Genomic DNA, 24,378 nt, shown 5'->3' on the forward strand with positions numbered 1-24,378 from the left:
TCAGCGTCGGACTTCGAGCAGGGGCACGAACTGCTCGACCGGGGTCATCGAACCGTGCAGGCCGATCATCGCGGACTCGCCGGGCTCGTTGCGGGAGGCGACGATCGCGATGTCGTCGCGGGCGGCGGCGACCACGTCGCCGATCCGGTGGTAGACCCGGTCGTCCACGGTCGGGCCGAACCAGCCGGCCTCGATCGCCTGGTCGCGGGTGGCCACCCACATCCGGTCGCCGAGCACCTCGCTCCAGACCGTGTGGACGTCGGCGGCGGCGCCGGGGACGGCGTAGACGTGCCGGGCCCGGCCCTCGCCGCCGAGCAGCGCGACGCCGGCGCCGAGCTCCCAGTCCTCGTCGAAGTCGATCCGGTCCTCCGGCGCGATGTCGATCATGCCGTGGTCGGCGGTGACGTACATCGCCGAGCGCGGCGGCAGCTGTTCGGCGAGCCGGCGGGCGAGCCGGTCGACCGCGTCCAGGGTCATCCGCCACTCGTCGGAGTCCACCCCGAAGCGGTGCCCGGCGCCGTCCAGTTCGCTGACGTAGGTGTAGACGAGCGCGCGGTCGTGCTCGGCCAGCCAGGCGGCGGCCCGGTCCATCCGCTCCTCGCCGGTGGTGCGGCCGAGGAAGGTGCCGCCGGAGAGCGCGACCCGGGTCAGCGGGGTCTGGGCGAACAGCGGGGAGGAGACCTGGGCGGTGGCCACGCCGGCGGCGTGCACCTGCTCGAAGACGGTCGGGTACGGCTGCCAGGCGGCCGGGTCGGTCGGCGGCTGCCAGCGGAGCTGGTTCATCAGGTGCCCGGCGCCGGGCACCGCGACCGTGTAGCCGGCCAGGCCGTGCAGGCCGGGCGGGGTGCCGGTGCCGACCGAGGCCAGCGAGGTCGCGGTGGTGGACGGGAAGCCGGCGGTCAGCGGCCGGCCGGTGCCGCCGAGCGAGCCGCCCACCAGCGAGGAGAGGAACGGCGCGTACTCGGGGTGGCGCAGCAGCAGTTCCCAGCCGAGGCCGTCGACCAGGAAGACCACCGCGCGGTCGGCCGGCGCGAGCGGCAGCGTCGCGGTGAAGCCGGGGACGCCGAGGCCGGCCGCCACCGAGGGCAGCAGGTCGCAGAGCGAGCCGCTGCCGTACGGGGGCGCGGGCGCGGTGGCCGGGTCGAGGAGCTCGAAGGCGTCGTGGCCGTCGGGGGCGAAGGGCATGGTGGCGGGGGTGGCTTCCTGGCTGGCCGGGGCGGCCCGGGCGCGTGGGGGCGGCGTCCGGGCGCGGATCGGTGCGGGTCGGTCCGATGGGATCCGGGTGGTCCGGCGGGATCAGACCCGGGGGCCGTCGGCGATGGTGGCCTCGGAGAGGGCGCGGGCGAAGACCAGCGCCTGGGCGACCGTCTCGGGGCCGTCGCCGGCCTCGCTGACCCGCAGGGACAGGTCGTCGGCGGTGGCGGAGCCGGTGTAGCCGTGGTCCGCCTCGCAGTTGGGGTCGGAGCAGCCGGCCGGTTCGAGGTCGAGGCGCTGCACGGCGCCCCAGCCGATGGTCAGCACGACCTCGCGGGGCAGGGTGCCCGGGGTGTAGGTCTCCGGGTTGGCGACCATCCGGCTGAGCACCACGGAGTTGATCCGGTCCAGCCGGACGCTCTCGGTGGAGGTGGTCGCGAACGGCACGGCGGGGCTGCTCGCGTCGCCGGTCTGCTCGTCGGTGTGGCTCACCACGAACCGGGTCGGGGTCAGCACCAGCACGGTGACGTGTCGGCGGACCTCGTTGGCGTCGAACGTGGTCTCCTGGTGCACCAGGTAGGAGCTGATCGGCTCGGGGCCCACCGCGGACTCCACCGCCTCGGACACCAGGGCCGGGTAGTAGCCGCTGCGCTCGATCGCGGAACGCAGGTCCTGCGTGGTGGTGGTACCGGTCTTCGCCATAACTCCATCCTGGCATGGTCCGCCGACGAAGCGGGCGGCACGGCGCCGAGCTTCGGACAACGGCGCCCGCGGTCCGGACGCAACCAAGGAAGGTTACAGCGTGCTCATGGCGCGCGGGCCCAGATCGCTGCGGACCGGCAGGGGCGCGATGCGTACGCGCGCCCCCAGGATCGCCAGCCCGTGCGGGGCCACGACCACCGGTTCGAGGTCCACCGAGGCGACCTCCGGCAGGTCGTCGACCAGCCGGGACACCCGCAGCAGCAGCTCCTCCAGGGCGTCGGTGTCGACCGCCTCGGCGCCGCGCCAGCCGAACAGCAGGGGGGCCGCGCGGACCTCCCGGACCAGTCCGGCGACGTCCTGGTCGGTGGCCGGAACCAGCCGGTGGGCGACGTCGCCGAGCAGTTCGGCGGGGGCGCCGGCCAGGCCGAAGGAGAGGATCGCGCCGACCGCCGGGTCGACGGTGGCGCCGATCACGGTGTCCACCCCGCGCGGGGCGAGCCGCTGGACCACCAGCTCGGCCTGGGCGGCGCCGCCGAGCAGGGCGTCCAGTTCGCGGTGGGCGCGGCGCAGGCCGGGCTCGCCGGTCAGGTCGAGCCGGACGCTGCCGAGGTCGGGGCGGTGCCGCAGGTGGGGGGCGGTGGCCTTGAGGGCGACGGGGTAGCCGAGGGTGGCGGCGGCCCGGACGGCGGTCTCCTCGTCGGGGGCGGGCAGGGTCGGCGAGACGTCGATGCCGTAGCGGGCGAGCAGGGCGGCGGTGTCGGCGTCGGGCAGGGTGAGCCTTGCCCCGCCGGGCTGGGTGCGAGCGGCGACCGCAGCCCGGGTGGAGAGGGCGGCCTCGACCAGGGTGCGGGCGCCGGCCTCGTCGATCCGGTCGAGTTCGGGGACCCGCGCGGTCTCCTCGGCGGCGGCCATCCGGCGGCGCCAGTCGGCGTAGTGGACGGCGTGGGCGAGCGCCCGGACGGCCCGTTCGGGCGCGGGGTAGGCGGGGATGCCGCCGGGGCGCAGCCGGTTCGGCAGGTCGGTGAGCGCCAGGTGGGCGAGGAGCAGCGGCTTGCCCAGCTCGCGGGCGCGCTCGCCGGCGTCGAGCAGGGCGGCGCCGATCTCCGGGTCGTCGGTGCCGAGGTCGGGGTCGTCCGGGCGGTCGGGGTGGGCGATCCGGCCGCCCGCGCCGAGGGCGGGGCCCCAGCCCTGGGTGCCGATCGGCGGGATGGCGACGGCGATCACCGCGTCCACCGCCGGGTCGGCCAGCGCGGTGTCCAGGGCGATCCGGAAGTTCTCGCCGGTGGCGGCGGTGGTGAGGTCGACGGGGGTGCCCGGGCGCAGGCCGGCGGAGAGGCAGGCGTCGTGGGTGAGCAGGCCGAGCGAGTCGGAGTTGCCGACCACGGCGACCCGGTCGCCGGGCGGCAGCGGCTGGAGGGCGAGCAGTTCGCCGGCGTCGTACAGCTCGGTGATGGTCTCCACCCGGGTGACGCCGGCCTGCTGGAAGAGCGCGTCGACGGTGGCGTCCTTGAGGCCGGTGGCGGTGGCGGGGACGGCGTGGCCGGGCGGCAGGCTGCCGGTGTGGCGGGCGCCCTTGACCACGACCACCGGCTTGGCCTGGGCGAGCCGGCGGGCGATCCGGGTGAACTTGCGCGGGTTGCCGAAGGACTCCAGGTAGAGCAGGACGACCTCGGTGGCCGGGTCCTCGGCCCAGTACTGGAGGAAGTCGTTGCCGGAGACGTCGGCCCGGTTGCCGACCGAGGCGAAGGAGGAGATGCCGAGGCCGCGCCGGTGGGCGGCCTCCAGCAGGGCGACGCCGATCGCGCCGGACTGGCAGAACACGCCGAAGCCGCCGCGCGCGGGCAGCACCGGGGCGAGCGAGGCGTTGACCGGGCGGTCCGGGTCGGTGGAGATCAGGCCGAAGGCGTTCGGGCCGATCACCCGCATGCCGGCCGCGCGGGCCTGGCGGACCAGGGCGCGCTGGCGGTCACGGCCCTCGGGGCCGGTCTCGGCATAGCCGGCGGTGACCACCACCAGGCCCTGGACGCCGTGCGCGCCGCACTCGGCGACCGCTTCGGGGACGGCGTTGGCGGGGACGGCGATCACCGCGAGGTCGACCGGGCCGGGGATCTCCAGGATCGAGCGGTGCACCGGGACGCCGTCCAGCTCGGTGCCGGGCGGGGCGTGGTGGTTGACCGCGTGGACGGTGAGCGGCTCCCGGTCCCCGCCGCCGGCTCCGGCGGCCCCGGCCAGCACGGCGCGCAGCAGGGCGCGGCCGACGTGCTGCGGGTGGCGGGAAGCGCCGATCACCGCGACCGAGCGCGGGGTGAGCAGCCGCTGGACGGAGCGGGCCTCGGCGCGGTGCTCGCGGGCCCGCATGACGGCGAGCGAGGCGGCGGTGGGTTCGAGGTCGAACTCCAGGTGGACGACGCCGTCGGTGAAGCTGCGGTGCTGGGTGTACCCGGCGTCGGTGAAGACCTTCACCATCTTGCGGTTCTCCGGCAGCACCTCGGCCTGGAACCGGCGGATGCCGCGTTCCTGGGCGACCGCGGCGATGTGCTCCAGCAGGGCGGAGGCGACGCCGCGGCCCTGGTGGGCGTCCTGGACCAGGAAGGCGACCTCGGCGTCGGTGCCGGTGTCGGAGGGGCGGCCGTCGGCGTCGATCCGGTCGTAGCGGACGGTGGCGATGAAGCGGTCGCGGACGACGACGGCGAGGCCCACCCGGTTGACGAAGTCGTGGTGGGTGAAGCGGCGGACGTCCTTGTCGGAGAGCCGGGGGTAGGGCGCGAAGAAGCGAAAGTACTTGGACTGGTCCGAGACCTGCTCGTAGAACTCCACCAGGCGGCCGGCGTCGGCGGGGGTGATCGGCCGGATCCGGGCCGTCCCGCCGTCGCGCAGCAGGATGTCGGCCTCCCAGTGCTGGGGGTAGTCCGGCTCGGCCGTGCGGTCCTGCGGGCGGTCGCGCCGGGGGTCCTGCCGGGGGTCCTGCTGCGGGTCCTGCTGGGGGTGCGGTACCGCGGAGTCGTCCACGATCGTCAGGTTATCCGGCGGCGAGCCGAATGGCGCCGGGCGTGCGCGCACGGCAGGGTGGACAGGGCCGCTGGCCGGGGATTATGCGCTGGTTATGCCCCCGAAAGAAACAATCACAAGTCCCGAACGCGGCGCCTCGCAGGGGTCGCCCGCGTGCAACACTGGTCTAGACAACATGGTCGATTCCCCCACGACCGTGACCAGCATTACCGGAAAGGCACGTCTCATGGCCGAGCGCCGCGTCACCATCGGTTGGGCCGAGGGCCTGCACGCCCGTCCCGCCTCCGTCTTCGTCAAGGCCGTCGCGGCCACCGGCGTTCCGGTGACCATCGCCAAGCCCGGCGGCAACCCGGTCAACGCCGGCTCCATGCTCGGCCTGCTGACCCTCGGCGCGCAGGGCGGCGAGGAGGTCGTGCTGGCCTCCGACGCCGAGGGCGCGGACCAGGCGCTCGACCGCCTGGCCAAGCTGGTCCAGGAGGGCCTGGACGAGCTGCCCGCCGCGGCCTGAGTCCGCCGCATCCGGTCCTCGAAGCCCGGGCCCCGTTGGTCGGGGGGCCCGGGCTTCGACGTGCCCGGTGGTCGGCGCGCCCGGTGCGGGCGCCCCGGTCAGCCGTCCGCGATCGCCCGCAGCACGTCCAGCCGGGCCGCCCGGCCGGCCGGCCGCAGCCCCGCCAGCGCGCCCGCCACCAGCCCGGCCAGCAGCACCACCGCGAGCCGCCCCGGCGGGAGGGCGAAGCTGCCCGTCCCCGCGGAGTCCGCCGCCCGCACCAGCGCCCAGCCGAGGAACGCCCCCAGGCCCAGGCCGCCGACCGTGCCGAACAGCGCCACCAGCACCGACTCCCAGCGCACCATCGCCCGCAGCTGCCCCCTGGTCTGGCCGACCGCGCGCAGCAGGCCCAGCTCCCGGGTGCGCTCGTGCACCGCCAGACTCAGCGTGTTGGCGATCCCCAGCAGCGCGATCAGCACCGCCAGCGCCAATAGCGCGTAGACCACCGAGAGCATCAGGTCGACCACCTCGGCCGAGCTCCGCGCGAACTCCGCCCTGGTCTCCACCTTCGGGTCGCCGAACGGCGCCACCGCCCGGGCCACCGCCGCCTTCCCGGCCGCCGGGGAGACGCCGTCCCGCAGCGCGACCGCCACCAGCGAGTCCGCGTCCCGGCCCTGGTGCGGGGCCCAGGCCTCCCGGGTGACCAGGTAGTCGCCGGCCGGCCCGCCGCCCCGGTAGAGCGCCCGCACGGTGAACACCGCCTCGGCGCCGTCGCCGAACCGCACCGGGAGCGTCGTGCCCAGCCGCCAGCCGTACTTCGCCGCCTCCGTCCGGGAGACCGCCAGGCCGTCGGTGCCCAGCAGCAGCGAACCGTCCACCCCGCCCAGGTCGACCAGGCCCGCCAGCCGGGCCGGATCGGTCACGTCCAGGGTCCGGCCGTGGCCGTCCACCCGGGCCACGCCCCGGCCCAGGCCCACGCTCCGCTCCACCTCCGGCAGGGCCGCCACCGCGTCCGCCAGCTTCGGGCTCAGCCCGCCGTCGCGGAAGCCGCCGGCCGAGACCGCGAGGTCCCCGGCGAAGGTCCGCCGCACCGTGTCGTCCATCGTCGCCTTGATCGACGCGCCGAAGACGGTGAACAGCGACACCACCGTCACCCCGATCATCAGCGCGCTCGCCGTCGCCGCCGTCCGCCGCGGGTTGCGGGCCGCGTTCCGCTCCGCCAGCACCCCCGGCATGCCGCGCAGCCGCGGCAGCGGGGCGCCCAGCAGCCGCACCACGACGGTCGCGGCCACCGGCCCCAGCACCACCACGCCGAGCAGCGTGGCCACCGCCCCGGCCGCGGTCAGCGCCACCGACGGACCGTCCGTCGCACCCGCCACCGTGCCCGCCACCCCGGCCGCCAGCAGCAGCGCGCCGCCGAGCCGGCGGATCCGGCCGGCCCGGCCGGTCGCCGCGGTGTCCACCGCCACCGCCCGCAGCGCGGCCAGCGGCGCCGTCCGCCCCGCCCGCACGGCCGGCGCGACCGCCGAACCGACCGCCGTCACCGTCCCCACCAGCAGCGGCAGGACGACCGAGAGCGGACCGACCACCAGCGCGCCGGTCGGCAGGTTGAACCCGATCACCTTGAACAGCGCGGCCAGCCCGGCCGCCACCCCGATCCCGCCGAGCAGCCCCGCCACCGAGGCCGCCACGCCGACCACCACCGCCTCCGCCAGCGTCGCCGCCAGCACCTGGCCGCGCCCCGCGCCCAGCGCCCGCAGCAGCGCGTTCTCCCTGGTCCGCTGCGCCACCACGATGGCGAAGGTGTTGTGGATGGTGAAGGTCGCCACCAGCAGCGCGATGCCCGCGAAGACCAGCAGCAGGGTGGTGAACATGGACAGGAAGCGGCCGGACACCTGGGCGGTGGCCTCCTCGGTCACCTTCGCCCCGGTCACCGCCTCCAGCCCGGCCGGCAGCCGCGCGGACAGCGCCGCCACCAGCTGCTGCTGCGAGACGCCGTCCGCCGCCCGGAACCGGAGCGAAGTCGCCTGGCCCTCCCCCTTCGGCGTCAGGTACCGCTCGGCGTCCCCCAGGGTCAGCCCGGTCCAGGTGTTCTGCCCCATGCCGTCGGCCGCCGCGCCGAAGGTCGCGATGCCGACGATCGTCACCGTCACCGGGTCCGGGGTGCGCAGCACCGTCGAGTCGCCGATCCGCAGGTCGCCGGCCTTGGCGGCGCCCCGGTTGACCACCGCCTCGCCGGACCGCTCCGGCGCCCGGCCCTCGGCCAGCCGGTACGGGTTGAGCCCGCCGTCGGCCTGCCAGTAGCCGGCCAGGGTGGGCGGGCCCTGGCCGCCCACCGCCTTGCCGTCGCGGCCGATCAGCTGGCCGAAGCCCTGCACGGCCGGCTCGGCCGCCGCGACGCCCGGCACCGCGCGCAGCCGGTCGGCCAGCGCGAGGTCCACCGGGGCGCGGACGCCGCCCGGGGTGTTCCCGGCGTCCAGCACGTCGACGCTGCGGACCACCGCGTCGGTGCCGCGGTCGGCGTCGGCGAACAGGGTGTCGAAGCTGGAGCGCAGGGTGTCCCCGAGGACCAGCGTGCCGGCCAGGAAGCTCACCCCGAGCAGGATCGCGGTGAACGTCCCGGCCAGCCGGCGCTTGTGCGCGGCCAGCGAGCGCAGGCCGATCCGCAGGGTGGCGGGTGCGCTGCTCATGACCGGGGTCCCGGGCCGAGCGCGACGGGGCCCGGGGCCGGGCCGGGGTCGAAGGCCTTCATCCGGTCCAGCACGCCGGCCGGGGTGGGCCGGTCCATCCGGTCGACCAGCCGGCCGTCGGCGAGGAACAGCACCTCGTCCGCGTAGCCGGCCGCGGTCGGGTCGTGGGTGACCATGACGACGGTCTGGCCCATCCCGTCCACCGCGCGGCGCATCAGGTCCAGCACCTCGGCGCCGGTGCGGGAGTCCAGGTTGCCGGTCGGCTCGTCCGCGAAGACCACCTCGGGCCGGCCGGCCAGCGCCCGGGCCAGCGCGACCCGCTGCTGCTGGCCGCCGGACAGCTCGGACGGCCGGTGGTCCAGCCGCTCGCGCAGACCCACCGCGTCGATCAGCGACTCCACCCAGGCCTGGTCGACGGCGCCGCCGGCCAGGTCGACCGGGAGGGTGATGTTCTCCCGGGCGGTCAGCACCGGCACCAGGTTGAAGGACTGGAAGACGAAGCCGATCCGCTGCCGGCGCAGCAGCGTCAGCCGGCGGTCGCCGAGGTTCTCCAGCTCGGTGTCGCCGATCACCGCGGTGCCGGCGGTCAGCCGGTCCAGGCCCGCCGCGCAGTGCAGCAGGGTGGACTTGCCGGAGCCGGACGGGCCCATGATCGCGGTGAGCCGGCCGGCCGGGAAGCCGACGGTCACGTGGTCCAGGGCGCGCACCTCGGTCCGGCCGACACCGTAGACCTTGACCGCGTCGGCGACCCGGGCCGCCATCCGCTCGGTGCCGACCGGTTCGAGGATCGGGAGGGCGGTCACCGGGCACCGCCCCGGCCCGGCTTGGCGCCGCCGTCCTGCTCCGGGCCCTGGCCCTCGCTCCGGAGGTGCTCCAGCAGGGTGTCCCGGCGGGTCCGGTACTCCTCCTCGCCGATCTGGCCCTCGGCGTACCGGCGGGCCAGCGCGGCCAGCGGGCCGTCGGGGCCGCCGTTCCACGGGCCGGCGGGGCCACCGGCCCACGGGCCGCCCCAGCGGCCGGCCGCCCACGGCGGGCCCCACGGACCGCGGCGGGCCCAGCCGCGGCGGCGCAGCGCGGTCAGCACGACGACCAGGACGAGCAGCCAGAACAGCGGGAAGAGCAGGAACCACGGCCCCGGGCCGCCGCCGCCCCAGGGGCCCCAGCCGTCCCGGCAGATCGTGTCGGCGAGCAGTGCGGTGCTCTGCATGTCGGTCAACTCCTCGGTGTGCCCCGCGGGTTCGGGCGGGGGCCCGGCCCCGGGATGCTCCCCGGGGCCACCACGAGCCTCCCGCCGGGAGCGGGTCCGGCGCGTCCTCCGGCGAGCGGCATCGGGGGTACGACGGCGGGAGTACGAGCCGGGGGGCGGGCTGCTCCCGCCCCGGGCACCGCTTCGAGGCGTGCGGGCGGGTATCAGCCCAGCCAGCCGGGGCGGACCAGGCCGGATTCGTAGGCGAGGACGACGAGTTGCGCCCGGTCGCGGACGCCGAGCTTCACCATGGCCCGGCTGACGTGCGTCTTCGCGGTCAGCGGGCTGACCACCAGGCGGCGGGCGATGTCGTCGTTGCCGAGGCCCATCCCGACCAGGGTGAGCACCTCGCGCTCCCGGTCGGTGAGCGAGGCCAGCAGCCGGCCGGTGTCGGCGGGCTCCCGGGAGCGGCTGGCGAACTCGTCGATCAGCCGGCGGGTCACGCCCGGGGAGAGCAGCGAGTCGCCGACCGCGACGACCCGCACGGCGCGCAGCAGGTCGGCGGGCTCGGTGTCCTTGGCCAGGAAGCCGGCCGCGCCCAGGCGGAGCGCCTCGAAGATGTACTCGTCCAGTTCGAAGGTGGTGAGCACGACCACCCGGACGCCGGTCAGGTCCGGGTGGGCGCAGATCCGCCGGGTGGCCTCCAGGCCGTCGGTGCCGGGCATCCGGATGTCCATCAGCACGACGTCCGGCCGCAGTTCCGCCGCCAGCCGGACCGCCGCCTCGCCCTCGTCCGCCTCGCCGACCACCTCGATGTCGGGCTGGACGTCGAGCAGCGCCCGGAAGCCCGCCCGGACCAGCACCTGGTCGTCCGCCAGCAGTACCCGGATCATTCCGGCCGTCCTTCCTCGCTCGCCGTGCCCGCTCCCGGGCCCGCGCCCGCCGGTTCGGGCAGCCAGGCCCGGATCCGGAAGCCGCCGCCGTGCGGGCCCGCCGTCAGCTCGCCGCCGCATCCGGCGGCCCGTTCGCGCATGCCGACCAGGCCGTTGCCGGACCCGCCACCGCCGTCGGGGCCGGGGCCGGCGGCCGGGCCCGGGTCGTCGACCCGGAGCAGCAGCCCCGCCGGGGAGGACCAGTCCAGCAGAACCGTGGCGCCGCGCGCCGCCGAATGGCGGATGACGTTGGTGAGCGCCTCCTGGACGATCCGGAAGGCGGCCAGGTCCGGCTGGGCGGAGAGCGGCCGGGCCCGTCCGGTCGTCCGCACCGTGACGGTGAGCCCGGCGTGGCCCGCCTGGGTGACGAGTTCGGGCAGCCGGGCCAGCCCGGGCGCGGGGGTGCGCGGGGCCTGGCCGTCCGGGCCGCGCAGCGTGCCGAGCACCTGGCGGACCTCGCCGAGCGCCTCCTTGCTGGTGGCCTTGATGACGGTCAGCGCGGACCGGACCTGCTCGGGGTGCTCGTCGATCAGCTCCAGCGCCACCCCGGCCTGCAGGTGGATCACCGAGATGGAGTGCGCCAGGATGTCGTGCAGTTCGCGGGCCATCCGCAGCCGTTCCTCGGCGGCCCGGTTCTCCTCGGCCTGGCGCCGGGCCAGCCGGCGGGCGGCCAGCTGTTCGCCGCGTGAGCGCATGATCTCGGCGGCGGCGAGGACCAGCAGCAGCCAGGCCGCCACCCCGGCCTCCTGCCACCAGCCCTCGGTCGGCGCGGGCGCGCGCTGCCAGTCGGGCGGCAGCAGGTGGGAGCTGGTCAGGTGGACCAGGTAGCCGGTGCCGACGGCGATCCAGGCGGTCCGGCGGCGGCCGCGGGCGAGCGCGCCGAACACCGCGACGGCGAGGCCGAAGAAGACCGGCCCGTACGGGTAGCCGGCCAGCAGGTAGCCGGTGGTGACGGCGGTGACCGCGACCACCACCGGGCCGGGGAAGCGGTCGCGCAGGAGCAGCAGGGCGGGGCCGAGCAGCAGCAGCGCGTACCCGGCGGCGTCCAGCGGGGCCCGGTAGTCCTGCTGCTGGCGGGCGGCGGCGGTGGAGCCGACCACCTGGACCGCCGCGACCAGGAGGGCGGAGACCACCGTCCAGGAGCGCCGGGTCCAGGGCGGTCCGCCGAACGGGTCGTGGTCGTGGTCGGTGCCGGTCATGGACAGGGGACGGTCACCGCCCCGGCCGCGGGGTCGCGGTGTCCGGGCCGGTCCCGGACGGGGAGGTCCCGGACTGGTCGGTCTCGAACGGGTCGGTGCGGGACCGGCCGGTGCGGGCGGCGCGGGCGGCGGCGGCCAGCCGGGCGCCGCGCCGGGTGAGCCCCCAGGGCTTGAGCACGGAGAGCACGGTGGCGGCCAGGTAGATCGCCAGGGCCACCGAGGGGGCGATCACCAGCACGTGCGGGGCCCGGCCGGTCGGCGGCACGGTGCCGGCGGCGACCTGGCCGGCCGCGTCGTGGATGAAGGCGCGCAGCGCGAGGATCGAGGCCAGGGTGGCGGCCAGGGTCAGCCAGAACTTGGTGGCCACCCAGCGGTGGCGCAGCAGGCCCCAGCTGGTGCCGAGGGAGAGCACCAGGCCGGAGAGCAGCGAGAGCAGGCTGACCGGGATCAGCAGCCAGTCCGCGAAGATCCGCTGGGCGAGGTAGGCGGCGCGCACGGTGTCCGGGTCGGCGGAGGAGAGGCCGGCGATGCCGAGGGCGAGCACGCCGGCGGTCAGGCCCAGCCAGCCGACCGAGCAGGCGACGTGCACGACCAGCCAGAGCCGGCGGGCGTGCCGGGGCAGGTGGAACCGGCCGGCGCGGCCGGCGCGGTCGGTGGCGGCCGCGACGGTGGTCGCGGTGGGTGTGGGCATCGGCGGTGCTCCGGAGGGCGAGGGACGACGCGGGTCACGGCTGGGGTGGTCGGTGGGACCGCTCCCCACTCTGCCGGGTCGGGGTGGGGCGGGCATCGCACGGCGGGAGTAGTCGGCCGTACCACCGCTTGAGTACGAGCGGTCGGCACACCGGCGGTCGGAGTGCGGACGCTGGAAGCAGGGGCGCGTCAGTAGGCGATCTCGACGACGGTGCGGTGGGCCGCCGGGTCGGCGAGCGCGTCGAGCAGGTAGTGGGCCAGATCGGCGCGCGCTATCGACCAGGCCCCGGGCAGCCGGTGCCCGGCCGCCGTCCGGTAGCGGCCGCGGGCCCGGCCGCCGGTGAGCCGGGCGGCCCGGACCAGCGTCCAGTCCAGCCCGGTGTCGGCCAGCAGCAGCCGTTCCATCCGCGCCATGTCGGCGTACGGCCGGCGGAGCATCGGGTGCAGCAGCCCGGAGGTGAGCGCCCGTTGCAGCGGGGCGGCGCGCCAGGGCGCCGGGTTCAGGCTGGTGGTGGAGACGCAGAGCAGCCGGCCGACGCCGCTCGCGCGCATCGCCCGGAGGATGTGGTCGGTGCCGGCCGAGTAGACGGTGGTGGCGGCCCGGCTGTAGCCGATGCCGAGCGCGGAGACCACCGCGTCGGCGCCCCGGACGGCGCGGGCCACCGCGTCCGGGTCGAGGACGTCGCCCTGCCGGATGGTGGTGGGCCGGGCGTCGGCCAGCGCCAGCGGGTCGCGGGCGAAGGCGACGGTGGCGTGGCCGGCCCGGGCGGCCAGCTCCAGGAAGTGCCGGCCGGTGCCGCCGGTCGCGCCGAAGACGACGATGTTCACGGCGGGCCTCCGGCTCGCTCTCGGGTGCGGGACGGGTTTCGGTACCGGGGCGCGCGGCCGGCCCGCGCCGCGGCCCCGCCGCGGGCGGGCCGGCCGCCGCCGGGGACCATCAGTTGCCCACCTCGACGCGTCGGCCGTAGGTGGCCGGGTCGTCCAGGTGGGCGAGGATGTAGTCGGCGACGTTGGCCCGGGCGACCCGCGAGGCCTTGGGGAGGTGGCCGCCGACCACCGCCCGGTAGTCGGGCGTGGCCGGGCCGTCGGTGAGCATCGGCACCCGGACGATCGTCCAGTCCAGCGGGCTGGCCTCCACCTCGTCCTCCATCCGGGCGAGGTCGAGGTGGATGTTCCGGTAGACCCGGTCCACCACGAACTCGGCGACGAAGCGCTGCATCGCCGGCAGGTGCGCGGTCTCCAGCCCGGCCGAGGACATGGTGACCAGCCGGCGCACCCCGCCGGTCCGGGCGGCGGCGATGAGGTTGCGCACGCCCTCGGAGAAGACCGTGGTGGTGGTCCGGCTGGTCACCCCCAGCGCGACCAGCACGGCGGCCTTCCCGGTCAGCGGGCCGGTCAGCGACTCCGGGTCGAAGACGTCGCCGCGGGCCTTGGTCAGCCGCTCGTGCTCGACCGGCAGCTTGGCCGGGTCGCGCAGCAGCGCGGTGACGGCGTGCTTCTGCTCCAGTGCCTTTTCGACGAGCAGCCGTCCGGTCCGGCCGGCCGCTCCCACCACCACGATCTCCATGACTGCCTCCTTGCCGGGGCCGGCGGCAACTGTCCGCCGCCGGCCGTGAGTTGACCTTCGCTGTGCCAGCGTTCCTACGGTAGGGAAAAGGCGAGCAGGGCGCCGCCCGCGTCGCTCGGGTACTGCGGGTAGTAGGCGGCCTGGACGTAGACCATGCCGTCGGCGACCACCGCGCCGCCGCCGCCGGAGATCGCCGTGCCGTGCGCGGGCACGCCGTTGACCGTGGTGTAGTCGCGGACCGCGTCGTACTGCCAGAGCACGGCGCCGGTACTCGCCGAGAAGGCCCGCAGCTTGCCGTCGGTACTGCCCTCCCAGACCAGGCCGGGGCTGGTGGTCACGGCGGGGGTGAAAGCGCGCTGGCAGAGCTGCGGGTAGCCGGCCGAGCCGCCCCACTGGCAGCCGTCGGCCGGGCTCTCGGTCTGCCAGAGGACGGCGCCGGTGGCCGGGTCGAGCGCGGACAGGGTGCCGGGACCGGCGAACCAGGTGGCGGCGTAGAGCCGGGTGCCGTCGTAGGAGGTGCCCCACTCGATGCCCGAACTGCCGCCCTGCGTGTGCGGGTCGGCGACCAGGGCACGGTCCCAGACCTTGGCGCCGGTCAGCGCGTCGTAGACGTGGTAGACGCCGTTCTTCTGGCCGATGCCGACCACCCGGCGGTGGCCGATGGAGAACACGTTGGCACTGGCGCCGAAGTCCCAGTCGTGGTCGGTGCCGTCGGCCTTGCTCGGGCAGTAGGCGTCGGCGCCGGGGATGTTGCAGGCGACCGTGAAGGTGTCCGGGAAGGCCTCCTGGGAGCGCCAGCGGAGTTCACCCGTACGGGCGTTCAGGGCGAGCACGGAGTCGGTGTCACCCGCCGCCCCGGTGTAGTTCTGGCCGGTGCCGACGTAGAGGGTGCCGCTCTCCCGGTCGAGCACCGGGGAGCTCCAGACGGCTACCCCGGAGGGCTCGGAGCGGTCGGCGCCGTTCGGCCAGCTGCCGACCCGCTGCGGCTCGGGGGTGGTCCAGTACCGCCAGGCCAGGGCACCGGTCTCGGCGTCGACGGCGACCACCGAGCCGCGGAAGGTGCAGCACGGGTAGCTCAGATTGAAGGTGGCGCCGGACTCCCGACTGGACACCCCGACGTACACCAGGCCGTCGTGGACCAGCGGCGAGCCGGTGATCTGGGCCAGCGGGTGCTGGTCGAGCCGCAGCGACCAGCGCAGCGCGCCGGTGCGGCGGTCCAGCGCGTACAGGTAGCCGCGGTTGTCGCCGAAGTAGACGGTGTTGCCCTGGACGGCCGGGCCGCTGCGGACCGGGTCGGGGGCGGCGACGGAGTGGGCGCCGGCCACCGGGGCGAGGTCGAAGGTCCAGCGGGCCGCGCCGGTCTTCGCGTCCAGCGCCTGGAAGGTGCCCTCGGCGCCGCCGGCGTAGAGGGTGCCGTCCACCACGGCGGGCTGGCTGCCCAGGTAGACGCCGGGCACCTTGGGGTGGCCGAAGGCCCAGGCGAGGCCGAGTCCGCCGACTGAGGCCGGGGTGATCCGGCTCTCCTCGTCGTTGGACCGGCTGCCGGCCGCGTCGTACTGCCAGCTGCTCCAGTCGCCGGCCTTGGGGCGGGCCTCGGCGTCCTGGGCACCGGCGCCGTTGGTCGCGGCGAGCAGCACGAGGGCGGTCAGCAGCGCCACCAGCGCGGTGCCGAAGCGGACCGCCCCAGGGCCCGTCTTCACACTCCCGCCTGCTGGGCGACGCCGGGGCACGCACCTCGCCGCGTTGTCGTCGGTCACCAATGCTCCGCAGTGGCTCCCTCCTCCGCCTTGCGATGCACGCACCCCAACGCCGCCCAGCCTGCCCTCCGGGCGGACGACGGGAGTGTGAAGGCGGGCCCTGCGTCTGTACGGTGACACGTGGATCAACTCCTCGGTGAGGGTGAATGGTTCACGAGTGGTTCGGAGCCACCAGGCCGGCGGTGGCTTCGGCGTGGGAGAGCACGGCCGCGCAGTCCAGCTCGCCGAGGCCGGCCTCGGCGGCGGCGATCAGCGCCGCGTGGGTGGCGTCGCAGACGGGGGTGGCGACGCCGAGCCGGCCGGCCTCCGCGGTGGCCAGCCGGAGGTCCTTGCGCATCAGGTCGAGCCGGAACTGCGGGTCGCCGTAGGCCCGGCGCTGCATCACCGCGGCCTTGAACCGCATCACCGGCGAGCTGAAGCCGCTCTCGCCGATCATCCGGAGCGCGAGCTCGCGGTCGATGCCGGCCCGCTGGGCCAGCGTCACCGACTCGGCGAGCACCTGCATCTCCACGCCCATCAGCACGTTGAGCATCACCTTGGCGGTGGCGCCGAGACCGTTCGGGCCGAGGTGGCGGACCTCCTTGGCCAGCGACTCCAGGACGGCGCCGAGGCGGCCGAAGGTGTCGGCGGATCCGCCGACCATGAACCGGAGTTCGCCGTCCCGGGCGTGCTGCCCGTTGCCGATGACGCAGGCGTCGACGGCGCCGCGGCCGTGGTCGGCCACCCGGGCGGCCACCGACCGGGCGAAGTCCGGGGAGACGGTGCTGGTGTCCATCACGATGCCGTGTGCGGGCAGCGCCTCCAGTGCGCCGTCCGGGCCGAACAGCTGCTCCTCGACGGCGGCTTCGGAGGCGAGGCTGAGCAGCACCACGTCCACCCGGGCGGCGAGCGCGGCCGGGGTCGGGGCGACCTCGGCGCCGCGGGCGGCGAACGGGACGGCGCGTTCGGGGGTGCGGTTGTGGACCACGACCCGGTGGCCCCGGTCGAGCAGCCGGGCGGCCATTCCGCCGCCCATCACGCCAAGGCCGATCACACCGATCCGGATCGCCGACGGGGCGCCGGGCCCGGTGGCGACGGGGGCAGGAGCGGGGGCAGGGGTAGGGGTAGGGGTAGGGGTAGGGGTAGGGGCGGGGACGGGCGGGAGGTCCCGGGGGACGCGCGGCTGTCGGCCGGCGGGTATGCCCGGCGCGTTCGGGGAGTTCGAGGCGTTCGGGGCGTCGGGCGTGGCTGGCATGTCGGCCATGGAGTCGACCCGCTTCCTGGTGGGCTGGTCGCGCCGGGGTGCCCGGCGCCCGGAGTGCGGCGGGGTGGGCCGTGCCGGACACCCCGCCCCACCGCGGCCGGGGTGCCGATCACCCGTCCAGCCTAGCGGGTGAACACTCACTCCGCACCGGCTCCGGGCGCCCGGTTCAAGCCGTTCGCATCGCTGACGCATCGTCAACTCACTGTCCTTGAGGGCCCCCTCCCCCGCCGCCGGGGGTGAGGACGGCGGGGGAGGAGGGTCCATCCGGCCGCGGTCAGCCCGCCGCGGCCTCCGGACGCCCGCCGGTCGGACCGCCCTGGGGGCCCGGGCTCTGGCCCGGCCCCCCGGGGCCGCCGGGGCCCCGGCCGCCGGGCGCGCCCATCGGCGCCCGCATCGGACGCTCCTGGAGGAACACCACCACCAGGGCGCCGAGCAGCGCGACGACCATGCCGGTCAGGTAGACCACGTGCAGCGAGTGGGCCAGCGCGTCGGCCACCCCGTCGCGCACCGGTGCGGGCAGCGCCCGGACCTTGGCCGGGGCGGTCAGCACGCCGTCGGTGCCGAGCCGCTGCAGGGCGTCGGCCGGCACCTTCCTCGGCAGCCAGTCCCGCAGCTGGGAGTTGAGGACGGCGCCGAAGACGGTCACGCCCATCGCGCCGCCGAGCGAGCGGAAGAAGTTGGCGGCCGCCGTCGCCACGCCCAACTGCCGCATCTCGACGGAGTTCTGCACCGCCACGATGAGGACCTGGGTGACCAGGCCGAAGCCGATGCCGAAGACGGCCAGGAAGGCACCGGCCGAGAGCTGCGAGGAGTCGGCGTCGAGCGTGGACATCAGGTAGAGGCCGCCCGCCATCACCAGCAGCCCCGCGATCGGGAACAGCTTGTACCGGCCGGTCGCCGCGACCACCTTGCCGGAGACGGTCAGGCTGACCACGGTGGCGAGCATCATCGGGACCAGCAGCAGACCGGACTCGGTGGCGGTGTCGCCGTTGGCGACCTGGAGGAAGAGCGGGGTGTAGACGGTCGCCACGAACAGCGAGATCGAGGAGAGGAAGAGGCCGAGGGTGGCCACCAGCACGACCGGGTCCTTGAACAGCTCCAGCGGGACGACCGGTTCGGCCGCCCGCCGCTCCTGGAGCACGAACGCGACCAGCAGCACCGCCGCGAGCGCCAGCAGCCCGACGATCTGCGCCGAGCCCCAGGCGTACTGGTCGCCGCCCCAGACCGAGACCAGCAGCACCGCGACGATGCCGCCGCTGAGCAGCGCCGAACCGAGGTAGTCCAGCCGGTGCTTCTGCCGGGCGACCGGCAGCTTCAGCACCGAGGTGATCACCAGCAGCGCGACCACGCCGATCGGCAGGTTGATGTAGAAGATCCACGGCCAGGACAGGTGGTCGACGAACGCGCCGCCGACCAGCGGGCCGACCACGCCGGCGAGCACGAAGCAGGACTGCGCGTAGCCCTGCCACTTGCCGCGCTCGCGCGGCGGGACGAGCTCCGCGATGAGCGCCATGGCCAGCGCCATCAGCCCGCCCGCGCCGAGCCCCTGGAGGGTCCGGAACCCGATCAACTGGCCGATGTCGGCGGAGAGTCCGGAGAGCGCCGAACCGAGCAGGAACACCGTGATGGCCGCCTGGAACATCGTCTTGCGGCCGTAGAGGTCGCCCAGTTTGCCCCAGAGCGGCGTGGCGGCGGTGGCGGCGAGCATGTACGCGGTGACCACCCAGGAGAGGTGGGTCACGCCGCCGAGGTCACCGGCGATGGTCGGCAGGGCGGTCGCCACGATCGTCTGGTCGAGGGCCGCCAGGAACATCGCGAGGACCAGGGCGGCGAAGATCGTCAGGAAGGTTCTGCGTGGTACGTCCGGGGCGGGTGCAGCGTACGGGGCGCTCATTGGGTACTCCTTGAGGAGGCGTCCGCCGGCCCGGAGTCCTTGCTCCGAGCGTGAATTCGTATAGACTATACAATCAAAATAAGCCGTCAAGAGCCATGGTCAGGGCGGTCGCGGCCGCCCGGAAGGGCAGTACGCGATGAGCAGACTCCAGGGAAAGACTGCGCTCGTCACCGGCTCCACCTCGGGCATGGGGGCCGCCACCGCGGCCGCCCTCGCCGCCGCCGGAGCTCACGTGGTGGTCTCCGGCCGCCGCTCCGAGCTGGGCCGGGCCGTGGTGGACAGGATCAGGGGAGGAGGCGGACGGGCGGAGTTCATCGCCGCCGATGTCACCGTCGAGGAGGACGTCGCCCGACTGGTGGCGACCACGGTCGAGCGACACGGCCGGCTCGACATCGCCTTCAACAACGCGGGCGGCGGCGGGGCTTACGGCCCGCTGGACCGCGTCCCGGCGGAGGACTTCGCCGCGGTGATCGCCGTCAACCTCACCGGCACCTACTTCGCGCTCAAGCACGAGATCGCCGCGATGCGGGTGAGCGGCGGCGGCAGCATCATCAACAACGCCTCCACCGCCGGGGTCCAGGGCACCGCCTTCGGCCTGGGCGCGTACACCGCGGCCAAGCACGGGGTGGTCGGCCTGACCCGGGCCACCGCGCTGGAGGCCGGCCCGGCCGGCATCCGGGTCAACGCGCTGATCACCGGGCCGGTGGACACCGAGGAGTTCCGGCAGCGGGTCGGCGCCCACCCGGGCGCGCTGGAGCGGGCCGGGCAGGGCACCGCGCTGGGGCGGATCGCGACCGAGGAGGAGGTCGCCGATGCGGTGGTCTTCCTGGCCGGCGACGCGGCGAGCTTCGTCACCGGCTCGCTGTTCGGCATGGAGGGCGGCATGACGGCCGGCGTCTCGGCCGGGGCGATGCAGCCGCCCGGCGGCGGGCGGCCGGCTGCGGGTCGGCCGGACGCGGGTCGGCCGGACGCGGGTCGGCCGGACGCGGGTCGGCCGGACGCGGGCTGAACTCCGGGGAGGGGGCCCGGATCCACCCCGGATCCGGGCCCCCTCCCCCGCCGCCCCGGAATCCCCCGGGCCGGCGGGCTCAGTCCAGCGGGTCGGGGTCCGGGACGGCCTCCAGCAGCGAGAAGGCCGTCCCGGTGGCCACCACCCGGTTCAGTCGGTAGCCGCCGCGCCGGAAGACCTCGGCGAACCGCTCCTCGGTGCGGACCTCGCCGCTCATGGTGACCAGCATGACCAGGTCGAAGTTCTTCACGAACCGCGGCACCCCCGCCCGGTGCACCAGTTCGGCCGCGACGAAGCGGGCGGCCGGCGAGGCCTCCCGGCACCGGCGCAGCAGCCGGACCAGCGCCTCGTCCGGCCAGGAGTGCCAGACCTGCTTGGTGACGTAACTGCCGATCCCGGCCGGGACGCCGGCGAAGAAGTCCACCGGGGCGAACTCCAGCCGGCCCTGCCCGGCCAGTCCGGCGACCTCGGGGTGGGCGCGGGCCTGCTCGATCACGCCCGGCAGGTCGGCCAGCACGCCGCGCCCGAGGGCGGGGTACCGGCGCAGGATCGCGGCCAGGTAGGTGCCCTGGCCGCCGCCGAGGTCGCAGACCGTGCCGGCCTCGGCGAACTCGGGGTAGGCGGCGACCAGGGCCTCGGCGAGCGCGTCGGTGAAGTCGGTCATCGCCTGGTTGAAGGTGGCGGCCGCGGCCGGGTTGCGTTGCAGCCAGGGCCAGAGCGCGGTGCCGTGGACCTTCTCGAAGCCCGGCTTCCCGGTCGCCAGGCTGTGGTCCAGCGCGCCCCAGGAGGACCAGAGCCAGTCGGCGCCGACCATCCGGGCCATCGCGTCCATCGAGCCGGGCACGCCGGGGCGGAGCAGTTCGGAGAGCCCGGTGTTGGCGAACACGCCGGGTTCGACCTCCGCGAAGACGCCGTCCTCGGCGAGCAGCGCGAGCACCTTGGCGAGCGGGCCGGCCGCCACCCCGGCGCGTTCGGCGAGGTCGCCGGCCGGCAGCGGGCCGTCGGCCAGCAGCTCGGCGATCCGGAACTCGGCGGCCAGGGCGAGGCAGCGCGGGGTGGACGGGAACATCAATTCGGAGAGGAACACCGCGCCGGCCGAGGCAGGGGCGGTCTGGGGAACGGCGGTCATGGGGGTGGGGCCTCCCTGCGGGGTCGGGCCGGGGGCGGACGGCGCCCGCGGCCCGAGCGGTCAGCGGTGGTGGGCGGACGGCCCCGGACGGACCGGGGCCGCCCGGCGGTCGGGCGGTGGCCGGGCCGGGGCCCGTCGGGGGACGGCTCCTCGGCCCGGCGGGGCGGACTCAGCCCAGCAGCGCGAAGGAGAAGCCGCCGCCCGGCGCGGCCATGAACTTGTTGGTCGGCGGGACCTCGCCCCCGGCGGCGATCCCCACCGCCGGACCGGCCAGCGCGATCCGGGCCGGGGCCGGGACCAGCTGGACCCGGCCGGCCGCCAGCTGGCCCCAGTTGTTCCAGCCCCAGCCGTACACCGAGCCGTCGGCCAGCAGCGCCAGCGCGTGGCCGCCGTCCCCCGGCGCCGCGTCGGTGCCGCCGCCGCTGGCCGACACCGCCTTGACGCCGGTCAGGCCGGGCACCGGGCCCGGCACCGCGCGGTCGACCACGGTGCCGTCGCCGAGCTGGCCGCCGTCGTTCAGGCCCCAGGCGGCGACGGTGCCGTCGGCCAGCAGCGCCACCGTGTGGTGGTAGGCGCCGGCCAGCTGGGTGACCGGGCCGAGGCCGGTCAGCTTCTGCGGGGCGAAGCGGTCGGTGGTGCTGCCGTCGCCCAGCTGGCCGCGGTCGTTGAAGCCCCAGACCGAGGCGGAGCCGTCGGCGTGCACGACCATGCTGTGCCCGCCGCCGGCGCTCAGCCGGACGGCCGGTTCCAGGCCCTCGACCACGGCCGGGCGCGGCCGGCAGTCGAAGGAGATGCCCATGTAGGTGCGGACGATCCGGCCCGGGCGGGTCGAGCCCGGGCCGTCGCCCAGCTGGCCCCGGTCGTCGCGGCCCCAGGACCAGACCGTGCCGTCGGCCTTGAGCGCCAGGTTGTGCGCGCCGCCGACCGACAGCTCGACCACGTCCTCCAGGCCCTCGATCCGGAACGGGACGGGGTGGACGCCGTAGTTCTCCTCGCCCAGCGCGCAGAAGAAGCCAGCGCCCCAGGCCCAGACGGTGCCGTCGTCCAGCAGCGCGGCGCTGTGCCCGCCGCCCGCGCCGGCCGAGCGGACCCGGCCGGGCAGGCCGGCGACCCGGACCGGGGTCGCCCGGTTCTCGGTCGTGCCGTCGCCGACCTGCCCGAAGGCGTTGCGGCCGAAGCCCCAGAGCTCGCCGTCGGCTGTCAGCGCGAAGGCCTGGCCGCAGCCGGCCACCACCCGGACGACCCCCTCCAGGTCCTTGACCTCCTGCGCGGTGGACCGGTCGACGGTGCCGCCGTCGCCGAGCTGGCCGTTGCTGTTGTCGCCCCAACTGCTGATGATTCCTGCCATGGTGCTGCAACCTCCTCGATCGTCGGGGGCGGTCAGGCCCAGAACCGGTCCACGGCGTACTGGTCCTCGGGGAAGGTCCAGAACTCGGCGATCAGGCCGTCCCGGATGCGCGCCACGTTGACGAACGGCATCTCCAGGCTGCGGTCCGCGCGCTCGTAGCTGGTGCGGACGGTGGCGAAGGCGAGCGTGTCGCTCGCGCCGATCTCCTGGATCTCCATCGTGATGCGGCCCTGGCAGAGCTCGAACATCCGGCCGGCGAAGGCCAGCGCGGACTCGATGCCCTCGTGCGAGCCGGACAGCTCGCTGGTGCCCGGGTAGTGGTGCACGCAGTCCTCGGTCCAGTAGCCGGCCGCCTTCTGGACGTCGCCCACGGTGAACGCGGCGTAGACCGCCTCCATGAGCCGGGCGTTGGGATGGTCGACGACCTTCATGAACTCTCCTCCTGGGTAGGGCGCGAAGGGGTGGGGACGGTGCGTCGGTGCAGGGGGCGGGTCAGCCGGCGGCGCGGCGGACGACGTCGACCAGGGTGCTCCGGGACGGCCCGGGGAACGGCGGGGGCGCGGCGGCCGCGGCCTGCTTGACCCGCAGCCGGATCTCCTCGTCCTCGTAGACCCCGGCCGGGTGGTCGAGCGACATCATGCTGCGGACCAGCCGGCGCCAGACCACCTCGTCGGTGGCGGCCGCCTCGGCGACGGTGCCGAAGGTGATGACGTCCGGCGGCAGCGGCGGCAGTTGCCGCCCGGCCACGGTGGCCCGCCAGAGCCGGGCCCGGCCGGCGTCGTTGCGGACGGCGTCCTCGAACCAGGGGCGGAAGGTCCGCCCGGCCAGGCCGGCCGCCAGCGCGGCCTGCTCGGCGTCCGGCTCCGGGTGCTCGCGCACCAGGTCGGCCAGGCCGAGCACGTGCGCGAGGGCGAGCGAGACGCCGCGCCCGTACGCCGGGTTGGTGGTGCAGACGGCGTCGGCGACCGGCAGGAAGCCGGGCACCGGCTGGACGTCCGGCCCGTACAGCCGCAGCGAGTTGTCCAGGCCGCCCATCGGGTACACCGGCGAGATCGGCTCGGCGGCCTCGGGCGACACCCAGGGGGCGAGCAGCGGGGTGATCCGGGCCGCCGCGGTGAACGCCTCCTCGACCCGCAGCGCCTTCAGCTCGGTGTCGTCCGGCAGCACGCCGAAGGAGAGGGTGAAGGTCTCGTTGTCGCCGAGGAACAGGACGCCGGTGTAGTGGTCCCAGAGCCCGCCGGCGCCGAAGCCGCGGTTGAGCGGGCCGGCCGGGCGGGGGCTCAGGGCGCGGTAGTAGCGGGTGTAGTAGGTGATGTCGGCGCCGTGCGCGACCTGTTCGGGCTCGGCCAGGCCGTGTTCGCGCAGCCACTCGTGGCCCTGCGAGCGGCGGCCGCTCGCGTCGATCACCAGGTCCGCCGCCAGGGTGCGGCCGTCCTTGGTGACGACGCCGGTCACCCGGGCCGGGCCGCGTTCGGCGACGGTCAGGCCGCGCACCGTCTCGCCCCGGCGGAACGCGATCCCCGGTCGGCGCAGGGCCTCCTGACGGAGGATCAGTTCGAAGGTGGAGCGGCGGCTGCCGAGCATCCGCAGTTCCGCGTCGGCGGGGTGCGGGGTCCGGTCGGCCAGGGTGGGCGGCATCGCCCGGCCCAGCTCGATCTCCCGCGCGCCCGCCGTGACCAGCGCCTGGTGGACGGCGGGCAGCCGGTCGCGCAGCAGGTTGGTGCCGAGCGAGCCGAAGGCGTGCGACTGGTGCAGCTGCGGCACGGTCGGCCGCTGCCAGTCGCGGTGCGCCAGGTCGACGGTGTCCGGCGCCTCGGCGGTGTCGCGCTCCAGCACGGTGACGTCGTGCCCGAGCTCGGCGAAGGCCAGCGCGGCGGCCAGGCCGGCGACGCTGCCGCCGACGATCAGTGTCCGGGTCATGCCCTCACCCCGCGGTGGTAGGAGTGGCGAGGCCGGCCCGCGGGGTGTCCCGCGAGGTCTCGGCCTTGATGTGGAAGCGGATGGAGGTGGCGTCGCGGAAGCAGGCGCGCAGCGGGCGGACCAGGTCGCGGTGCCCGGCGGTCCGCTCCCAGGCGGTGAAGTCGTCCAGCGAGCGCCACTCGCTGGTGATCAGCCACTGCTCCGGGTCGGTGGCGGACTGGCAGACCTGGTCCCGCAGGTGGCCGGGGACGCCCTCGGCGACCTGGTGGCGGATCTGCTGGTAGGCCGCGAGGAAGTCCTCGCGGCGCGCCTCCTCGACGGTGATCAGGAAGAGCACGCGGCCCTGCGCCGCGCCCTCGTCGACCGGCATGGCGGTCTCCTTCCGGGTCGGGTGGGTACTCGGTCGGGCGGTGAGCGGGCGG

The 24,378-nt window shown here is 75.7% G+C and carries 21 protein-coding genes; 2 read left to right on the plus strand and 19 right to left on the minus strand.

Features of this window, described 5'->3' with window-relative positions; all coding sequences use genetic code 11:
* The 3 genes from AB0N76_RS04565 to AB0N76_RS04575 all read right to left on the minus strand — a co-directional run bounded on the left by AB0N76_RS04565 (position 1) and on the right by AB0N76_RS04575 (position 4,779).
* The gene (locus AB0N76_RS04565) at positions 1-1,185 is read right to left on the minus strand and encodes a nucleotide pyrophosphatase/phosphodiesterase family protein (protein WP_363553089.1); all 1,185 of its coding nucleotides are present in this window, start codon (positions 1,183-1,185) and stop codon (positions 1-3) included.
* 111 nt (positions 1,186-1,296) lie between these two features.
* On the minus strand, positions 1,297-1,896 hold the full coding sequence (locus AB0N76_RS04570; RefSeq protein ID WP_363553091.1) for a DUF5998 family protein: 600 nt from the start codon (positions 1,894-1,896) through the stop codon (positions 1,297-1,299).
* Between the two features lie 93 nt (positions 1,897-1,989).
* Entirely contained in the window at positions 1,990-4,779 is a 2,790-nt protein-coding gene (locus AB0N76_RS04575; protein ID WP_363553335.1) for a GNAT family N-acetyltransferase, read from the minus strand.
* Between the two features lie 352 nt (positions 4,780-5,131).
* Here AB0N76_RS04575 and AB0N76_RS04580 point away from each other — a divergent pair, with 352 nt between their 5' ends.
* Complete coding sequence (locus AB0N76_RS04580) at positions 5,132-5,413, plus strand: HPr family phosphocarrier protein (RefSeq protein WP_363553093.1); 282 nt, start codon at positions 5,132-5,134, stop codon at positions 5,411-5,413.
* A gap of 98 nt (positions 5,414-5,511) precedes the next feature.
* Here AB0N76_RS04580 and AB0N76_RS04585 read toward each other — a convergent pair whose 3' ends face one another.
* The 11 genes from AB0N76_RS04585 to AB0N76_RS04635 all read right to left on the minus strand — a co-directional run bounded on the left by AB0N76_RS04585 (position 5,512) and on the right by AB0N76_RS04635 (position 18,550).
* The gene (locus AB0N76_RS04585) at positions 5,512-8,082 is read right to left on the minus strand and encodes an ABC transporter permease (protein WP_363553095.1); all 2,571 of its coding nucleotides are present in this window, start codon (positions 8,080-8,082) and stop codon (positions 5,512-5,514) included.
* Positions 8,079-8,843 (minus strand): ABC transporter ATP-binding protein, encoded by a 765-nt coding sequence (locus AB0N76_RS04590; protein WP_363553337.1) that lies wholly within the window; start codon positions 8,841-8,843, stop codon positions 8,079-8,081. The genes AB0N76_RS04585 and AB0N76_RS04590 overlap by 4 nt, the downstream gene beginning before the upstream one ends.
* Before the next feature lie 38 nt (positions 8,844-8,881).
* Entirely contained in the window at positions 8,882-9,289 is a 408-nt protein-coding gene (locus tag AB0N76_RS04595) for an SHOCT domain-containing protein (RefSeq protein ID WP_363553097.1), read from the minus strand.
* Between the two features lie 203 nt (positions 9,290-9,492).
* Positions 9,493-10,161 (minus strand): response regulator transcription factor, encoded by a 669-nt coding sequence (locus AB0N76_RS04600; protein WP_363553099.1) that lies wholly within the window; start codon positions 10,159-10,161, stop codon positions 9,493-9,495.
* Positions 10,158-11,399, minus strand: a complete 1,242-nt coding sequence (locus AB0N76_RS04605) for a histidine kinase (protein WP_363553101.1) — start codon at positions 11,397-11,399, stop codon at positions 10,158-10,160. Before AB0N76_RS04605 ends, AB0N76_RS04600 begins: the two co-directional genes overlap by 4 nt.
* A 13-nt stretch (positions 11,400-11,412) precedes the next feature.
* Positions 11,413-12,090, minus strand: a complete 678-nt coding sequence (locus AB0N76_RS04610) for a DUF2269 domain-containing protein (RefSeq protein ID WP_363553103.1) — start codon at positions 12,088-12,090, stop codon at positions 11,413-11,415.
* A 188-nt stretch (positions 12,091-12,278) separates the two neighbouring features.
* Complete coding sequence (locus tag AB0N76_RS04615; RefSeq protein ID WP_363553105.1) at positions 12,279-12,917, minus strand: NAD(P)H-binding protein; 639 nt, start codon at positions 12,915-12,917, stop codon at positions 12,279-12,281.
* Between the two features lie 109 nt (positions 12,918-13,026).
* Positions 13,027-13,656 (minus strand): NAD(P)H-binding protein, encoded by a 630-nt coding sequence (locus tag AB0N76_RS04620; RefSeq protein ID WP_363553107.1) that lies wholly within the window; start codon positions 13,654-13,656, stop codon positions 13,027-13,029.
* A 74-nt stretch (positions 13,657-13,730) separates the two neighbouring features.
* Complete coding sequence (locus tag AB0N76_RS04625) at positions 13,731-15,356, minus strand: PQQ-binding-like beta-propeller repeat protein (protein WP_363553109.1); 1,626 nt, start codon at positions 15,354-15,356, stop codon at positions 13,731-13,733.
* A gap of 208 nt (positions 15,357-15,564) precedes the next feature.
* Positions 15,565-16,446: an NAD(P)-dependent oxidoreductase gene (locus AB0N76_RS04630; protein ID WP_363553111.1), complete on the minus strand. Its 882-nt coding sequence runs from the start codon at positions 16,444-16,446 to the stop codon at positions 15,565-15,567.
* Positions 16,447-16,930: 484 nt separating this feature from the next.
* Positions 16,931-18,550 carry an MDR family MFS transporter gene (locus AB0N76_RS04635; protein ID WP_363553113.1) on the minus strand — a complete coding sequence of 540 codons (1,620 nt, stop codon included), beginning with the start codon at positions 18,548-18,550 and terminating at the stop codon, positions 16,931-16,933.
* Positions 18,551-18,686: 136 nt separating this feature from the next.
* On the opposite strand from AB0N76_RS04635, the gene AB0N76_RS04640 reads away from it, so the two are divergent.
* Positions 18,687-19,559: an SDR family oxidoreductase gene (locus AB0N76_RS04640; protein WP_363553115.1), complete on the plus strand. Its 873-nt coding sequence runs from the start codon at positions 18,687-18,689 to the stop codon at positions 19,557-19,559.
* 79 nt (positions 19,560-19,638) lie between these two features.
* On the opposite strand, the gene AB0N76_RS04645 is transcribed toward AB0N76_RS04640, so the two are convergent.
* The 5 genes from AB0N76_RS04645 to AB0N76_RS04665 all read right to left on the minus strand — a co-directional run bounded on the left by AB0N76_RS04645 (position 19,639) and on the right by AB0N76_RS04665 (position 24,326).
* Complete coding sequence (locus AB0N76_RS04645; protein WP_363553117.1) at positions 19,639-20,688, minus strand: ArsR family transcriptional regulator; 1,050 nt, start codon at positions 20,686-20,688, stop codon at positions 19,639-19,641.
* Between the two features lie 169 nt (positions 20,689-20,857).
* On the minus strand, positions 20,858-22,036 hold the full coding sequence (locus AB0N76_RS04650; RefSeq protein WP_363553119.1) for a hypothetical protein: 1,179 nt from the start codon (positions 22,034-22,036) through the stop codon (positions 20,858-20,860).
* A 32-nt stretch (positions 22,037-22,068) separates the two neighbouring features.
* Positions 22,069-22,467: a nuclear transport factor 2 family protein gene (locus AB0N76_RS04655; RefSeq protein WP_363553121.1), complete on the minus strand. Its 399-nt coding sequence runs from the start codon at positions 22,465-22,467 to the stop codon at positions 22,069-22,071.
* 61 nt (positions 22,468-22,528) lie between these two features.
* Positions 22,529-23,956: a tryptophan 7-halogenase gene (locus AB0N76_RS04660; protein ID WP_363553123.1), complete on the minus strand. Its 1,428-nt coding sequence runs from the start codon at positions 23,954-23,956 to the stop codon at positions 22,529-22,531.
* A 4-nt stretch (positions 23,957-23,960) separates the two neighbouring features.
* Positions 23,961-24,326 carry an antibiotic biosynthesis monooxygenase family protein gene (locus AB0N76_RS04665; RefSeq protein ID WP_363553125.1) on the minus strand — a complete coding sequence of 122 codons (366 nt, stop codon included), beginning with the start codon at positions 24,324-24,326 and terminating at the stop codon, positions 23,961-23,963.
* Between the last annotated feature and the right edge of the window lie 52 nt (positions 24,327-24,378).

The organism is Kitasatospora sp. NPDC093806 (genome assembly GCF_040683335.1).
Taxonomy (GTDB): Bacteria; Actinomycetota; Actinomycetes; order Streptomycetales; family Streptomycetaceae; genus Kitasatospora.